Here is a 15,256-nt window from a genome sequence, read left to right as displayed (position 1 = left end):
GCCGGCACCGTACCCATCCCGTCGGCAGGCGCCGTCCGTCTTCGACCCGAATCGACGGTACGAGCGGCAGTTGGGTATTCCGGGCTTCGGAGTGTCCGCTCAGCGGCGGCTCAGCGGCGCGACCGTCCTGGTGGCGGGGGTGGGCGGGGTCGGCGGAGCGGCGGCGACCTACCTGGCCGCCGCCGGCATCGGCCGGCTGATCCTGGTCCATCCGGGCGTTCTGGAGGAGCCGGACCTCAACCGGCAGACCCTGATGCGGCCCGACCGGGTGGGCGACGCCCGGGTGGAGTGCGCGGCCGACACCCTGCGCGCACACCACCCGGACGTCGAGATCGTCGCCCTGGACCGGGATCTGACCGATCCCAGCCTGCCCCGTCTGATCGCCGAGGCGGACGTGGTGGTCGACGCTCGGCACAACTTCCCCGAGCGGTATCTGCTCAACCGGCTGTGCCTGGCGACGCAGATCCCCCTGGTCGTCGCCGCGATGAACGCCACCGAGGCGTATCTGCTGGTGGTCCGGTCGGGTTCGCCCTGCCTGCGGTGTGTGTTCCCGGAGGGGGACCCGTCCTGGGAGCCCCTCGGTTTCCCGGTGCTCGGCGCGGTCGCCGGAACGGTGGGCTGCCTGGCGGCGACCGAGGCGCTGAAGATCGCCGGTGGATTCGCCGAGCCGGCGGTCGGCCGGCTGATCCACCTCGACCTGTGGGACACGGACCTGCGTACGCCGCGGACGCGGCGCGATCCCGCCTGCGTGGACTGCGGCTCTGGAGGCGCACCGTGATCTATCTTGACCACAACGCGACGACCCCGGYCGACCCGGAGGTTGTCCGGGCGATGCTGCCGCTGCTGCGGGACCACTTCGCGAATCCGGCCAGCTCGCACCCGGCGGGGCAGGCCGTCGCCCGGCTCGTCGAAGGAGCCCGGCGGGACGTGGCGAACCTCGCCGGCGCCCAGCCGCGTGACGTCATCTTCACCAGCGGGGCGACCGAGGCGGCCAACCTGGCGATCGCCGGGGTCCTGGCCACCGCCCCGCCGTCCTGCCGCCGCGTACTCGTCGGAGCGACCGAGCATCGGGCGGTCCTCGCCGCGGCGGAGGCCGCGGCGCGGGTGCACGGGGCGATCGTGCAGACCATCCGGGTTCATCCCGACGGCACGATCGACCTCAATCATCTGCGCGCGCTGCTGCAACCGGTATGGGACGGTTCCGCCGTCGCGGGGAACGGGGGGGTTCTCGGGGCCTCCGTCTCGAAGGTCGCCCTGGTGGCGGTGATGACGGCGAACAACGAGACCGGGACGCTGAACGACCCGCGGCCCATCGCCGAGCTCGCCCACGGGGCGGGGGCGTTCTACCTCGCCGACATCACCCAGACACTGGGCCGGATGCCGGTCTCGGTCGCGGACGCCGGCATCGACCTCGCCCTCGCGTCCGCGCACAAGCTCTACGGGCCCAAGGGCACCGGCGCGCTGATCGCCGGCCGACACGCCCGGTCGCAGCTGGCACCGCTGATCCACGGCGGTGGGCAGGAACGGGGCCTGCGCGCCGGCACGGTCAACACCGCCGGGGTGGTCGGCTTCGGCGCCGCGGCGCGGATCGCCGCCGCGGTGATGGACGACGAGGCCCCGCGGCAGCGGGCCCAGACCGAGCTGCTGCACGATCTGCTCGTCGAGTGGCTCGGCGTCGATGCCGTCGAGCTCAACGGGCCGAGTGAGCGCGGCGGGAGCCGCGAATGCCGGCTGCCGAACACCATCAACCTGCGGTTCGTCGGTGCCGACGCCGACGCCGTCCAGGCCTGTCTGCCGGACGTGGCGGTGTCCGCGGGCTCCGCCTGTCACGGGGGCGGCGCCGAGCCGTCCCATGTGCTCACCGCGATGGGCCGGTCGACCACGGCGGCCATGGAGAGCCTGCGGTTCAGCGTGGGCCGGTTCACCAGCGTCGACCAGATCCACGCCGCCGCCGCCGCGGTGGCTCGCGCGGTGCTGCGCGTGCGTGCCCTGGAGCAGAACCGGTCGAACGATCTTTTCGACGGCCCCACCACCGAGTTCCGGGCGCAGGAGATCCCCACCGACCGGGTGTTCTCGCGGGCCCTGCGCATGCCCGAGGTGCCCGCCCCCCGATCCGCCTATCCCTGACCCGTTCCCCCCACGCTTCCCTGACCCCGCTTCCGTGCTGTCAGCGTTGCCACGCGCGGTTCCGCTCGCCCGGCGCGGGCGTGCGTAGCTGAGAAGTTGAGATGAGGTTTCGCCATGCCAACCGAACAGTTGTCCGAACGACCAGATCCGGGGGTCACGCAACTGGAACACGTGGTGATCCGTTTTGCCGGTGACTCCGGCGACGGGATGCAGCTCACCGGTGACCGGTTCGGCGCCCAGGCCGCCGCGGGCGGCAACGACGTGGCAACGTTGCCGAACTACCCGGCGGAGATCCGGGCGCCAGCCGGAACCGTGGCCGGGGTGTCGAGCTACCAACTCCACATCGCTGACCACGACATCAGGACCCCGGGCGACCGGCCCGACGTTCTGGTCGCCATGAACCCCGCGGCGCTCAGGGCSAACATCGCCGAGCTGCGTCCCGGCGGGGTCCTGATCGTGGACACCGACGCGTTCACGGTGATGGGCCTGGAAAAGGCCGGTTACGAGGCCGATCCCCTGACCAACGGGTCGCTGGACGCCTACCACGTGCACGCGATCAACCTCACCGGTCTCGCCGCCACGGCCGTCGCCGAGTTCAACCTGAAGCGCAAGGACGCCGCCCGGACGAAGAACATGTTCGCGCTCGGCCTGGTGTCCTGGATGTTCAGTCAGCCCATCGAGGACACGATCGCCTACCTGCAGAAGCGGTTCGCCGCGAAGCCGGACGTGCAGGCCGCGAACATCGCCGCGCTGCGGGCCGGGTGGATCTACGGCGACACCACCGAGGCCTTCGCGCTCTCCTACGAGGTGAAGCCGGCCAAGCTGCCCGCCGGCACCTACCGGCACATGAAGGGCAACAAGGCGATCGCCTACGGCCTGGTCGCCGCCGCGCAGCAGGCCGGGATGCCGCTGTTCCTCGGCGCCTACCCGATCACTCCCGCCTCCGACATTCTGCACGAGCTGAGCGCGCTCGCCTCCTTCGACGTGCGCTCCTTCCAGGCCGAGGACGAGATCGCCGCCATCGGTTCCGCGATCGGCGCGTCCTTCGCCGGGATGCTCGGCGTGACCGTCACCTCCGGTCCCGGGATGGCCCTGAAGACCGAGGCTCTCGGCCTTGCGGTGATCATGGAGCTGCCGCTCGTTGTCGTCAACGTGCAGCGCGGCGGGCCGTCGACCGGTCTGCCGACCAAGACCGAGCAGTCCGACCTGCTCCAGGCCCTGTACGGCCGGCACGGCGAGGCGCCGCTGCCGGTGATCGCGGCGCGTTCGCCCGCGGACGGCTTCGACGCCGCGCTSGAGGCAGCCCGGATCGCGCTGGCCTACCGCACCCCGGTCATCCTGCTGTCCGACGCCTACGTCGCCAACGGCAGCGAGCCGTGGCGGGTGCCCGAGACGGCGGAGCTGCCCACCATCGGGATCGATCTCGCCACCGGCCCGAACGGGGTGGACGAGGCCGGTAACCCGATCTTCCTGCCGTACGTGCGGGACCCGATCACGTTGGCCCGCCCGCTGGCGATCCCGGGTACCCCGGGGCTCACGCACCGCATCGGCGGTCTGGAGAAGGCCGACTTGACCGGTGCGGTCTCCTACGACCCCGACAACCATGACCTGCTGGTCCGCACCCGACAGTCCAAGATCGATAACATCGACGTGCCGCTCCTGGAGGTCGATGATCCCAGCGGGCCCCCCGGATCCGGCGCCGATGTGCTGGTGATCGGATGGGGCTCGACGTGGGGGCCGATCGGTGAAGCCTGCCGCCAGGTGCGGCGCGACGGCATGAAGGTCGCCCAGGCGCACCTGCGCCATCTCGCCCCGCTGCCGGCGAACCTGGCCTCGGTGCTGTCGGAGTACCACACCGTGCTCGTCCCCGAGATGAACCTCGGGCAGCTCGCCGGACTCCTGCGCCGGGAATGCCTGATCGACACCGTCGGCTACAACCAGACCCGCGGCATGCCGTTCCGGGTCGCCGAGCTTACCTCCGTCATCAGCCGGATCATCCAGGGCATCGACGAGGAGCCGTCGGCGGATGCGGCCTCGAAGCCGGTCGGGGACGTGAGCGCCCGGTTGAACGTACACCTTGGTTCGAAGCTCGGCACGGCCGGGGAGGCAGGACGATGATCTCGCTGAATGGTGGATCCGGAGAACCGTCGGGTGACTTGGCGGGACGGCCGGCGCTGACCGCGCAGGACTACATGACCGGCAACGAGGTCCGCTGGTGCCCCGGCTGCGGGGACCACGCCATCCTCTCGACGATGCGGGGTCTGCTGCCGGCCCTCGGCGTCCCGCCCGAGAACATCGTGATCGTGTCCGGCATCGGGTGCTCCTCGCGGTTCCCCTACTACCTCGACACCTACGGCATCCACTCGATCCACGGCCGGGCGCCGTCCTTCGCGACCGGTGTCTCGATCAACCGGCCGGACCTGGCGGTGTGGGTCGTAACCGGTGACGGCGACGCGCTGTCGATCGGCGGTAACCACCTTATTCACGCGCTGCGTCGCAACGTGAATCTCAAGATCATGTTGTTCAACAACCAGATCTACGGTTTGACGAAGGGTCAGCATTCGCCGACCTCCAGGATCGGCACGATCAGCCCGTCGAGCCCCCACGGGTCGCTCGACAACCCGTTCGACCCGGTTGCGCTCGCGCTCGGCGCCGGCGCGACGTTCGTCGCCCGCACGATCGACTCGGACCGTCGCCACCTCACCGCCACCCTCACCGCCGCCGCGGCGCATCAGGGAGCGGCGCTGGTGGAGATCCGGCAGGGCTGCCCCACGTTCAACGCGATCCCCCGTCAGCCGAAGCGGTCCGATGCCGATGCCGATGCCGGCGCCGCCGGGGCGAAGGGCGAGCAGGGGCCGATCCGGCTCTCGCCCGGTATGCCGGTGGTTTTCGGCGTGGACGAGCAGTACGCCGTGATCCGCGACCCGGCCACCGGGGAGCTGGCGGTCGGGCACAGYGGTGACCCCCGCGTCGTGGTGCACGATCCGACGGTGGAGAACTCGACCTATGCCTACGCCCTGGCCCAGTTGGCGCAGGCGGAGTTTCCGGAGCCGCCGATCGGCGTCTACCGGTCGGTCTCGCATCCCGTGTTCGACCAGCTGTTCCAGGAGCGGCTGGCGACCGCCCGGCCCGGCGGCCTGGGCGATCTGCGGACGTTGCTCCAGGGCGCCGACTCCTGGACGGTGGCCGGGTAGGTCGCAGCCGGGTGACCTACGGCCGGGATGAGACCTACGGCTGAGGCGAACCGGACCGATGGACGGTCGTCGGATGGATGCTCGGGGGGCGGGGGATCAGGCCTGTCGGGGCTGGCCTGATCCCCTCAGGGGGTCCGTTACGGTGCCCGCCCCGGCCTCGGCCCGGAGTGATTTCGGTTCCGGCCCCACGTGGTTTCCGTCATGTTCTCCGGTCGCCTGGCGATGACGTCTGCATGCCGTTTTCCGGGATTTTTGTCACGCCGCCTTCTCGTCAATCGACATTCCGCGGCGCGTCATCTGGTCGACGGCACGACCGGTCGACATCACCCGTTGGGAAACCCGCAACTCTGCTTCGGTCTCGGCCCCTGTTTCGCCCCCGAAATGTAGAGGGCCGGTGCCCGGACGGGGTGGGTCCTGAGCACCGGCCGTGGGCCGGCGGTCTCGCTGACGCCGTGGCCGCGTCAGCCTTCGCCGGCGGCTTGTCTCGTCAGCGTCTGTAGGACGCGACGAAAGCGGTGTCCGCTCCGATCGGGCCGATCTTGCCGGCGCCGCCCGGATTACCGATCGGAGCATCCCGACCAGGCAGGATGTCGGTGAAGAACCGGGCCTCGTCCGCGATGAACTCGGYCTCGCTCGCCGGCACGATCCGGGTACTCTTGATCGCGTCGACCGGACAGACCGACGCGCAGGCTCCGCAGTCGATGCACTCGTCCGGGTTGATGTACAGCTTGCGGCTGCCCTCRTAGATGCAGTCGACCGGGCACTCCTCCACGCAGGCGGTGTCCTTGACATCAATGCAGGGCGACAGGACGACAAACGTCATCGGAGCCTTCTTCCCCGTTCGCCTGCGGTCACGGGAAAATCGTAACAGGATGCCGCCGGCCGGGGTGGGTGGAACTGTAAAGGACAGGTAAACAACTCGTCCGTAGGGCAACGAATTTCGATGGCCCGAAACGGGGGACGAGGAAATCTCCAGGGATATTTTTAACCATGAGATTTTCCTTGCCTGTAGCCGGGCCGTCCGGGCCCGTCCGCCGGAGGGCGGTGGCACCCGCGCCGGCGTGTCCTCAGCCGGTCTTGACGACGGTCTGCGGGCACCACCGTCCGTTGGRCCGCCGGCGCGGCGGGTCCTCTGTCGCCGGTTCAGACGTCGGTGTTGCCGGGGGGCTGAACCTGGGCGGTTGATGGAGCGTGTCCCGGCGAGGCCGGGGTTACGTGCCCGAGCGGCGCCGTACCGTCCCCCGCCTCGTGCCGCTCGGCGCGGAAACGCCTGAAGGCGGCGAACGCGCGCGGGCCGTAGACCGACGCCGGTCCGCCGTTCATCAGCAGTGCCACCCCGATGGCCTCGGCCGCCTCCTGGCAGGTCGCACCCTGYCGGACGGCGCCGTGAGCGTGTGCCTCGATGCAACCGTCGCACTGGGTGCTCACGGCGAGCGCCAGTGCGATCAGCTCCTTCGTGCGGCTGTCCAGGGCGCCGTCACGGAGAGCCGCGTCGCCCAGGGTGCCGAGCCCCCGGTATACGTCCGGGATCAGCCGACGCAGTTCGCGGGCATGCGGGCGGATCTCGTCTTGGACCGGGCTGCCGGAGCTCATGACCCCTTGCCTTCCCRCCGGGGACGACCGGGAACCGCCACGCCGGGAACGGCCGAAGCCCGGCCTCGTGCCCGGGCGGTCGGGGTAGCCGGGCGGTCGGGGTAGCCGGGCGGTCGTGGGGTCGTGGGTGCCCGGGCGGTCGCGGCGAGGCCGAAAACGGTGAGCCTCGGCTCGTCCTCGGACTTGTCCCTGTTAGGGGGGCGACAGACCACTTCCATTGGCGTACCGTCAGACATCGCCAAAGTCCGTGCATCGATTCCGGGGTGTCCGGTTACCGTTCCGGGCCGGACGGACTCCGCCCGCGCCTGCTCGCGGCCCCGCTCACGCTCTCGAGGAGCGGCCGTCCCGCGCCGTAGGCGCTGATTGTCCTGTCCGCCCTGGCCCCGCTTTACATCCCCTACCCCCGCTTCTCGTCCGGCTGCCATGCCATGGCGGCCTCTACTTCGAGGTATCCAGATGACGGCGAGTGTCCGTACGGACCCGTTCGACGTACTGCTGGTTGAGGACGACCCGGGGGATGTCCTCATGACCCGCGAAGCGTTCGCGGATGATCGGATCAACGGCAGGCTGCATGTCGTGAACGACGGCATCCAAGCCATGGCGTTCCTTCGCCGGGAGGAGCCCTTCACACAGGCCCCGGCGGCCGACCTGATCCTGCTGGACCTCAACCTGCCGCGCCGGGGCGGCATCGAGGTGCTGGCCGAGGTCAAGGCCGACACCGACCTGCGACGCATCCCCGTCGTGGTGCTCTCCACCTCGGGCGCTGCCGAGGACATCCTGCGCAGCTACAACCTGCACGCCAACGCCTACGTGACGAAGGCGGTCGATTTCGACCGGTTCGTCGACGACGTGCGGTTCATCGACGACTTCTTCATCACCGTGGTTCGGTTGCCCGGGCGCTGATCTGGTCGCTCGTCAGGTGCACATGGCCCATGATCGAGCGGTGCCCGCCGACGGCGTCGGTCAACTACTGCGGTGAGACTACCGGCCTGCCAACACAACATCGGCCAACGCAACATCGGCGCGCGGCTCCCACGGGAGCCGCGCGCCGACGCGTAAGGCTGGGGGTGGTACGGCCTCAGACGGGCTGGACGTTGTCCGCCTGCGGTCCCTTCTGGCCCTGCACGATCTCGAACTGGACGCTCTGGCCCTCATCCAGGGACTTGTAGCCGTCCGCCACGATCGAGGAGTAGTGGACGAACACGTCCGGGCCGCCACCGTCGACGGAGATGAATCCGAAGCCCTTCTCCGCGTTGAACCACTTGACGGTACCCTGCGCCACGATTATTTCTCCTTGCCGCGCTCCCGGTAAGCGTCCTTCGCGTACCGGCCTCGCCCCAGACCCCGGCCGGTGCCGTGGTCCAGTCGTGCCGTTCTCTGCGTAGGTCACGCACGGAAGAACAAGCAACACCTACAGCCTACCCCTCCACCGACGTGGTGTGCCCGCTTGGCTCTTGTCCCGTCGGACTCGATGCGAAGCAGCTGGCGAAACGTCGGTTATCGGCACCCAGCGAGTGTAGTAGCCGGGGGCCGGCGCTCGCGTGCCGCTGCATCTCGGCGTCGGCGATGATGACCCGGGACCTGCCATCCGGGTGGCGCCGCGGGTGGCGCCGCGGGTGATCCACCCCGGTAGATCCGGGCGTCGAGGGCTGGGCAGGATGGCCGGTCACGGGGGACGAGGGGAAACCGTGGTGCGACGAGAGCGAACGTCGTGGGTGCCGCATCTGTCGATGTGGTGAAGGCCATCGGGTCCCGCCTCTTCTCAGGGCTGCCAGCGGACGGTGAGTCGGCTGTTCGGCCGATCGACGCGGTGTCCGGCGACGGTCTGGTCCTCCAGGGTGTCCGCGGCATGGGCCGTTACGACAGGTTCGGCGGGGCCTTCTTTGCGCCACTGGTGCAGCAGATCGGTGAGGTGCGCGGTGAGGGTGGCCGCGTGGGGTCCGTGGGCGGTGACGCCGAGTTCGTCGGTGTCGGATGCGAGGGGACGCAGGGTGACGTAGGCGATGGTGGTGCCGTCGTGGATGGTGGCCCCGGCCCAGCGCCGTGTCGGAGTGAGCTGGCTGTCAGGGCGGACGGTGGTGTCGACGGCGAGGCGGCCGAAGCGGGCGCCCATGGTGACGAGCCACAGGTCGAGGTGCGCGGTCGGTTCGTCGTCGTGGATCGTCAGCCCCGTCCACAGGTTGTGGGGTGGGCTGGCCGCCGCGGCGCGCAGCGCCGGCTCGTCGGCGGGGTCGTGGTCGTCGACGTGCAGGGCGACACCGTCTGCGAGGGCGAGGGTACGGCCGGTGTGGGCGTCGGCGCCACGTAGGGGGACGAATCCGCAGACGAGCGCCGAGCGGCTGACGAGCCGGCCCGGCTCAACGGCGTCGAGCGGGAGGGAGCGGGTCAGGCCGCTTCCGTGGAGACGGAGAGGCACGACGATACGACCGGCGGGGGCGARCTGGTTCCACCAGCCCTTGGCCAGGTCCCAGGCCCCGGCCGTGATGACGATCCGATCGTAGGGCGCTCCGCCCGGGTGGCCCGCCGCACCATCGGCGTGGACAACGTCCACGCGTTCGTAACCGGCCTTGACCAGTGCGGTGCGCGCGCCTGCGGCGAGCTCCTCGTCGATCTCGATGGTGGTGACCTGGCCGGTCGGGCCGGTGAGTTCGGCGAGGAGTGCTGCGTTGATGCCGGTGGCGGTGCCGATCTCCAGGACGCGGTGGCCGGGGTGGACGCCGGCCTGTTCGAGCATGGCGGCGACGAGGCTGGGTTGGGAYGCTGAGGACAGCGCGGTGCCGTCGGGGGCGCGGCGGGTGACGACGACCTGGGGGGCGTAGGCGGTTTCCAGGTCGACGTCGGGCAGGAACAGGTGTCGCGGGACCGTGCGGAACRCGGCTTCGACCTGGGCGGTTCGGAATGTGCCCCAGCGGTGGATGTCGGCGACCAGGTTGTCGCGGAGCTGTTCGGGGGTGCGGGTGGTCATCGTGGTCACCGTTCGTCAGGGATCGGGCCGGGGTCATCGAAGATGATGGCGGCGGTGGTGTGGGCGAGCTGCGCCTGGTCGGCGGCGGGGAAGCCGAGCCGGTTCCAGGCGAACAGGATGTGATGGGCAAGAACGGCGCGGAGGCCGCGGGTGAGCTGGCCCTGGTTGGCGAGGTTCGCGAGTGACCGACCCGCGTGCCGGAACGCTGCCGGCCACGCCGGTAGCGCTTTGAGGGGCTGCACGGTGCGGGCGGCGAGAAGTTGCCGGACGGCGTTTCGGGTAGCCGCCGTGGCGGCGGGCTGCCGCGCACTGGCCTGGCGGGTGCGGCGGTGACTGGCGACGCGGGTCCAGACGTCACCCTGTTCGTAGTAGTCCTGGCCAGCTGACCTCAGCAGCGCCGCGGCCAGCACGAGTCCGACCTCGGCCCGATGCTCGGGGCGGGCTCGGTCGAGGTGGGCGAGGACGTTGCGGCTGTCGTGGTGGAAGAGCTGATGCGCGACGTCCATGCCGGCGGGGCCACCGAAGGCGTGGATCTCAGGCTCGTAGACGGCGGGTGCCCAGCGGTGGACCGCGTCGCCGTTGAGCACGGCGCGGAGCCTGCCGTCGCCGGACTCCGCGGGGTTGCGCCCGTCCCGATTTGGGCCTGGGCGCCAGCGGATCCGCCAGGAGGCTGCCTTCCTGGTGAACCACCACAGGCTGATCCCGTCCGTCTGCTCAGCTGAGGTCAGCAGTGGTGCCAGCTGGGTAACCCCCAGATGTTCGGCGGCACGCCAGTCTTGGCACCACACCGTAGCGCTCTGTGGCGGTCTATGATGGTCACGCGAGCCTTAAGGAGTGGGCCGAGTCGCAGGCCGTGGCGTACGTGACCGCGCGCCGTTGGTACGCGGCCGGTGTGCTCCCGGTTCCGGCGCGCAAGGTCGRTGGGCTGATCCTCGTCGGCGGACATGCGGCAGGGYCGGTCCGCGCCACGCCGTTCAAAGGACCTCATCCCCAGCGCGGTGGGCGTCCATCTGGCCCCGCTGGCCGGGACCGATGGCCCCTGATCAATACCGTTCATCGTCCTAACCTCGGCATGGCAGGTACAAGACGTCAGGGGGGCGTGATGAACGGACCGAGAACGAAGTCAGCCGATGCGCTCGCGCGCGACGTGATCCGGACCGCCCATGGGCAGGACATGATCATCGGACGGCTTCCCCTGGATGGGGAGGGCCAGGGCGCCAGCCAGATCATTCTGAACGTCGGCTGCCAACGGCACGACCGCGGCGAGGAGTGGGCGCACCTGACCGTGCCCGAGGCGCGGCRGCTGGCCGGACGGCTGCTGGCGCAGGCCGCGGCAGCCGAACGCGACCGCGAGGATGCCGTCGGGACAGCAGACTCGGCGCTTGACCGCGGGCGGGACACGGMTGGGTCCGGAGACGGTCACCCGGGCCGGATCGATGTGGCCTACCTTGCGGGTGAGTCGTACGCGATCGGGGTCCGTGGACACGAGATGCTGGTTGACCAGCCGCTGCGGCACGGTGGTGACGACATCGCGGCGACGCCGACAGAGTTGTTCGTCGCCTCACTCGCATCCTGCGTCGCCTTCTACGCCGGCCGGTACCTCACCCGCCATGGCGTGTGCCGGGACGGTCTGCGGGTTGCTGCCGAGTTCGACATGGCGACTGACCGACCCGCCCGGGTGGCGGCGGTGCGGCTGCGAATCGCCGTTCCCGCCAGTCTGCCGGAACGGCGCCGGCCCGGCCTCGTAGCGGTGGCCTCGCACTGCACCGTCCACAACTCGCTGCACCAGCCGCCCGACGTCGGCATAGAGATCGCCTGATAAAGGCCGCTACCGGTTCGGGTACCTACCGTGGGCGATCATGGGTAGGCCGTCCTTCGGTCGCAGGGTGACCAGGGGTTGCGGTGTGACGGGCAGGCCGGGTACGGGGGTGAAGGACCAGCGGCGGGCGATAGCGGCCAGGGCGAGCACGCCTTCGGTGATGGCGAAGGTGTTGCCGATGCACTGGCGGGGGCCGGCGCCGAACGGGAAGTAGGCGAAGCGAGGCCGCATCTTCGGCCCGGCGTCGGCCGGCTCATCGGCGGTGTCGGGCCCGGTCCAGCGGATGGGGTCGAAGAGTTCCGGTCGBGGCCACCAGCGCTCGTCGCGGTGCACCACCCATTGGCTGAAGACCAGGGTGGAGCCGGCGGGCAGGCGGTAGCCGGCGACGTCGCGGTCTTCGACGAGGTGGCGGCCCATGGCCCAGACGGGCGGGTACAGCCGCATCGCCTCGCTGATGACCGCGTTGGTGTAGGGCAACTGGGGCAGGTCGTCGATCGTCGGCCGCCGCTCGCCGAGCACCCGGTCGAGTTCGGCCTGCAGAGTCGCCAGTACTTCCGGATCCCGGCCGAGTAGGTGGAACGTCCAGGTCAGTGCGTTAGCGGTGGTCTCGTGGCCGGCGAGCAGGAGGGTGAGCGCCTCGTCGCGGACCTGGGAGTCGTCCATCGACGCGCCGGTGTCGGCGTCGCGGGCGGTCAGCAGCAGGGACAGCAGGTCGTTACCGGTGGCGCCGGTGGCGCGGCGGTCGGCGATCAGATCGTGGACGACGCGGTCGAGCGCGTTCCGGGCGTCTCGTCGGCGCCGGGGCGCCGGGAGCGGTAGCCGTTCGAGGGTAGTGAAGCCGGGAAGTTGGGCTCGGCGGGCTGCGGGCATGTTCTGGTCGAGAGCGGCCCGAATGACGTCGACGACGTGGCTGTCCAGGTCGACGTCGAACAGGGTCCGGGCGACGATCGCCAGGGTCATCTCGGTCATCTCGGTGTGCACGTCGAGGCGCTGCCCGTCCCGCCAGCCGTCGGCGGTCTTGTCCGCGATGGCCGCGAAGGCGTCGGCGTAGCCGGCGATCCGCTGCTTGTGGAACAGCGGCTGCAGCAGCCGGCGCTGCTGGCGGTGGGTGTCCCCGGCGCTGGTCAGCAGGCCCTGGCCCAGCAGCAGTGCCAGCGGCTGCACCACCGTTCGCCGGGAACCGGCGCCGCGGCGTACGGCACCTTTGGCGTAGGCCCGGTGTCCGCTGACCAGGGCGTCAGCGATCGCGTCCGGGTCGGTGACGAGGAAGGCCGACACCGGCCAGCTCGCCAGGCGCACCACCGGCCCATGGGCGCGGGCCAGCTCGTTGAGCCGGGTGAGCGGGTCGGCACGCAGCCGCCGGATCGCCTCGACCGGCCCCTCTCCCGAGCCGGGCACCCTGTCGGAGGTCTTGATGTCGGAGGTCTTGATGTCGGAGGTCTTGGCTGTGGATGGTGGCGCGGCGACGGAGCGGACGTGGGGAGCGCGGCTCATCACGACTTCCTTTCGGGCGGAGATGGGAGCGAGTGGGGTGGACGCAGGGGAAGCGGGCGCGCGGTGCTGAGGGCGCGCGGTGCTAATAGCCGATTAGCTGACGAGCACCACCGCGACGAGAAGGCCGATCTTCACGGCGAGGGCGACGTCGGCGGTCCGGCCGGTGGCGTGCGGCAGGCCGACCGCCGTCAGCAGGGTTACGGCGGCGCGCCGGACCGCCGGCCACAGCAGGACGGCCAGGCTCGCGCCGCACCCCGCGACGGCCAGTCGAAGGCCCACCGGGCCGGCAGCGACGACGCCGGCGATGGTCGACGCCGCGATAAGGGCGAATGCCTTGACAGCCGCGAAGGCCGTGACCGTCCGGCGAGCGCGGAGCAGAAGGGCGGACACGGCCGCGGACACGGCGACCATGACCAGAGCGGTCAGCGGGGTCAGCGGCTCGGRCCCAGTCTCGGCCAGGCGGGTGACATGCAGGTGCGGCAGCGGCTGTTCGAGCCGCAGTGCCGCTGCCGTCAGCACGGTGAGCGCAGCGACGCCGGCTTGCACACCGCGCAGGACCRCCACGGCCGCGACCACCAGGAGCAGACGGCGCAGACGTCTCCGGGCCGGCGTGCCCCCGTGGCCGACGAGCGGCCTGGTCACCGAATGTTCTCCTAAAGTCACTGGTCGCATGTGCGCCTACGCGGAGCAGGCCCACGCGATCGAACCGGCGAGCGTTCGRCCGCCGGTGCTCGTCGCCGAGAAGGAGACGTCGCCACCAGTAGCGGTGACCTGCGCGGTGGCCGGTACGGCGGTGACCGCGTAGTGGGCATCCGGGCCGGTCATCGACACGGTCACCGAAGCCTGGTAGCTCCCTGGCCCGTGGTAACCGGCCACCCGCACGACGTCCGAGACGGCGTAGCCGTGGACCGAGCCGCTCGCCGACGCCACGTAGCGGGCGCCCGCGGTCTGGCAGCTCACCACCGTGTCGACGTGGCCGGAGACCGCCACCGGGGAGGTGATGGCCACGGTCAGGGAGCCCGGCCCGCCGGCACCCTTCCCGACCGCATCCGTGGATGTCGCGGCAGCCGACGTCGCCGCCGACACCGGTGTCGTTGAGGTTGGCTGGTCGGCTGCCTGCTCGGCGGTCGCCGTCGCCGGCGCGGCGGTCACTACCCGGGTGCCAGGCTGGCAGGCCRCGATGGTAAGCAGCGCCGCGCCGGCAACGGTAGCCGTTGCGAGACCTCGACGGACCGGAGCCTGAAGGTTCATGGGAACGGGACACCTGCCTTCGGGAGATCGGAGATGGTCAGGTGGCCCCGACGGGTGACCGTGGGAGCCAGCCGGCTGGGTGCCACGGTTTCCGTGGACCGGCTGTGCCCGTGTCCCCTGCCAGCAAGGCAAGAACATCAGCCTGGAATGAGAACCCTTTCCCGGCAAGATGTGAGGCACATTCGGATCCGCAGTTTTCTTGCTATGACCGGGCAACCCGCGGAGGCGGTGAACGCGGCGTCACTGGTCGAAACGGGCCGGCCCGGTCAGAGGAGGTTGACGGGCCGGACCGCGGCCAATTCCTCCCCTGTACCGGCGGGGAGGACGATGCGGACGGTGGTGCCGGCGCCGGGGGCGCTGTCGAGGGTGGCGGTGCCGCCGTGGGCGGCGGCGATGGCGGCGACGATCGCCATTCCGAGGTCGCTGCCGGTCCGGCCACCGCCGCGGCTGCCGGCCGCCGACGGTCCTCGAAGGCCGCCTGAATCTGGCCGAGCATGGTGTTGAGCGCCGCCGCGAGCTGACCGGTCTCGGTGCGCGGACGCCCCGGCGGGACCCGCCGAGCCAGGTCGCCGCCGGCGATGGCGGCCGCCGTACGGGTGATGTCCCGCAGCGGGCGTAGCCCCCGGCCGAGCAACAGCCAAGCCGCCGTACCGGTCAGCGTGAGTACGGCCGCACCAGCGGCGGCCTCGTCCAGGGTCACATCGGCGAACGTGAGCACCGGCGCCGGCGGCACCCTGGCCGGGTCTCCCGCACTCATCCCCACCTCTTCCCGCATCCCCACCTCTTCCCGCCGCCCTTCAGCCCTCGCCAGCC

14 protein-coding genes and 2 pseudogenes are annotated in these 15,256 nt (G+C 70.8%); 6 read left to right on the top strand and 10 right to left on the bottom strand.

Annotation, left to right across the window (positions count from 1 at the left end):
- Window positions 1-70: 70 nt before the first annotated feature.
- From Manayef4_RS05930 to Manayef4_RS05915, 4 genes are all read left to right on the top strand, one after another.
- Complete coding sequence (locus Manayef4_RS05930) at window positions 71-778, top strand: HesA/MoeB/ThiF family protein (protein ID WP_308726835.1); 708 nt, start codon at window positions 71-73, stop codon at window positions 776-778.
- Entirely contained in the window at window positions 775-2,127 is a 1,353-nt protein-coding gene (locus tag Manayef4_RS05925; protein ID WP_070130938.1) for a cysteine desulfurase family protein, read from the top strand. Before Manayef4_RS05930 ends, Manayef4_RS05925 begins: the two co-directional genes overlap by 4 nt.
- 114 nt (window positions 2,128-2,241) lie before the next feature.
- On the top strand, window positions 2,242-4,245 hold the full coding sequence (locus Manayef4_RS05920) for a 2-oxoacid:acceptor oxidoreductase subunit alpha (protein WP_011438828.1): 2,004 nt from the start codon (window positions 2,242-2,244) through the stop codon (window positions 4,243-4,245).
- Window positions 4,242-5,321 (top strand): 2-oxoacid:ferredoxin oxidoreductase subunit beta, encoded by a 1,080-nt coding sequence (locus tag Manayef4_RS05915; protein ID WP_011438827.1) that lies wholly within the window; start codon window positions 4,242-4,244, stop codon window positions 5,319-5,321. Before Manayef4_RS05920 ends, Manayef4_RS05915 begins: the two co-directional genes overlap by 4 nt.
- 487 nt (window positions 5,322-5,808) lie before the next feature.
- Here Manayef4_RS05915 and fdxA read toward each other — a convergent pair whose 3' ends face one another.
- Window positions 5,809-6,144: a ferredoxin gene (fdxA, locus tag Manayef4_RS05910; protein WP_070130913.1), complete on the bottom strand. Its 336-nt coding sequence runs from the start codon at window positions 6,142-6,144 to the stop codon at window positions 5,809-5,811.
- A gap of 428 nt (window positions 6,145-6,572) precedes the next feature.
- Window positions 6,573-6,914 (bottom strand): annotated as a pseudogene (locus Manayef4_RS05905) (carboxymuconolactone decarboxylase family protein); the annotation flags it as partial.
- Window positions 6,915-7,370: 456 nt separating this feature from the next.
- Here Manayef4_RS05905 and Manayef4_RS05900 point away from each other — a divergent pair.
- Window positions 7,371-7,817 (top strand): response regulator, encoded by a 447-nt coding sequence (locus tag Manayef4_RS05900; protein WP_011438824.1) that lies wholly within the window; start codon window positions 7,371-7,373, stop codon window positions 7,815-7,817.
- Between the two features lie 175 nt (window positions 7,818-7,992).
- Here Manayef4_RS05900 and Manayef4_RS05895 read toward each other — a convergent pair whose 3' ends face one another.
- The 3 genes from Manayef4_RS05895 to Manayef4_RS05885 form a co-directional block, all read right to left on the bottom strand.
- Window positions 7,993-8,196 carry a cold-shock protein gene (locus Manayef4_RS05895; RefSeq protein ID WP_011438823.1) on the bottom strand — a complete coding sequence of 68 codons (204 nt, stop codon included), beginning with the start codon at window positions 8,194-8,196 and terminating at the stop codon, window positions 7,993-7,995.
- Window positions 8,197-8,676: 480 nt separating this feature from the next.
- Window positions 8,677-9,879, bottom strand: a complete 1,203-nt coding sequence (gene fxlM, locus Manayef4_RS05890) for a methyltransferase, FxLD system (RefSeq protein WP_070130937.1) — start codon at window positions 9,877-9,879, stop codon at window positions 8,677-8,679.
- Between the two features lie 5 nt (window positions 9,880-9,884).
- Complete coding sequence (locus tag Manayef4_RS05885) at window positions 9,885-10,667, bottom strand: thiopeptide-type bacteriocin biosynthesis protein (RefSeq protein WP_011438820.1); 783 nt, start codon at window positions 10,665-10,667, stop codon at window positions 9,885-9,887.
- A 314-nt stretch (window positions 10,668-10,981) separates the two neighbouring features.
- Between Manayef4_RS05885 and Manayef4_RS05880 the strand changes: the two genes are divergently transcribed.
- Complete coding sequence (locus Manayef4_RS05880; protein WP_254665486.1) at window positions 10,982-11,698, top strand: OsmC family protein; 717 nt, start codon at window positions 10,982-10,984, stop codon at window positions 11,696-11,698.
- Window positions 11,699-11,707: 9 nt separating this feature from the next.
- On the opposite strand, the gene Manayef4_RS05875 is transcribed toward Manayef4_RS05880, so the two are convergent.
- The 5 genes and pseudogenes from Manayef4_RS05875 to Manayef4_RS26560 all read right to left on the bottom strand — a co-directional run.
- Window positions 11,708-13,192: a cytochrome P450 gene (locus Manayef4_RS05875; protein WP_023840007.1), complete on the bottom strand. Its 1,485-nt coding sequence runs from the start codon at window positions 13,190-13,192 to the stop codon at window positions 11,708-11,710.
- 93 nt (window positions 13,193-13,285) lie between these two features.
- Window positions 13,286-13,834, bottom strand: coding sequence for a histidine kinase (locus tag Manayef4_RS05870; protein WP_070130911.1), 549 nt, complete (start codon window positions 13,832-13,834; stop codon window positions 13,286-13,288).
- A gap of 36 nt (window positions 13,835-13,870) precedes the next feature.
- Complete coding sequence (locus Manayef4_RS05865) at window positions 13,871-14,443, bottom strand: hypothetical protein (protein WP_070130910.1); 573 nt, start codon at window positions 14,441-14,443, stop codon at window positions 13,871-13,873.
- A gap of 266 nt (window positions 14,444-14,709) precedes the next feature.
- Complete coding sequence (locus Manayef4_RS26565) at window positions 14,710-14,856, bottom strand: ATP-binding protein (protein WP_023840010.1); 147 nt, start codon at window positions 14,854-14,856, stop codon at window positions 14,710-14,712.
- Window positions 14,857-14,912: 56 nt separating this feature from the next.
- Window positions 14,913-15,086 (bottom strand): annotated as a pseudogene (locus Manayef4_RS26560) (HAMP domain-containing protein); the annotation flags it as partial.
- Between the last annotated feature and the right edge of the window lie 170 nt (window positions 15,087-15,256).

Origin of the sequence: Frankia sp. CgMI4 (genome assembly GCF_001756285.1) — a bacterium.
Classification (GTDB): domain Bacteria; phylum Actinomycetota; class Actinomycetes; order Frankiales; family Frankiaceae; genus Frankia; species Frankia casuarinae.
Note: the sequence above shows the minus strand (reverse complement) of the source record. Positions and strands in the feature narration are given on the sequence as shown.

Bases quoted from the DNA above. Each gene is read 5' to 3' on its own strand.
- Manayef4_RS05900 (WP_011438824.1), top strand. From the start codon at position 7,371: ATGACGGCGAGTGTCCGTACGGACCCGTTCGACGTACTGCTGGTTGAG.
- Manayef4_RS26565 (WP_023840010.1), bottom strand. From the start codon at position 14,856: ATGGCGATCGTCGCCGCCATCGCCGCCGCCCACGGCGGCACCGCCACC.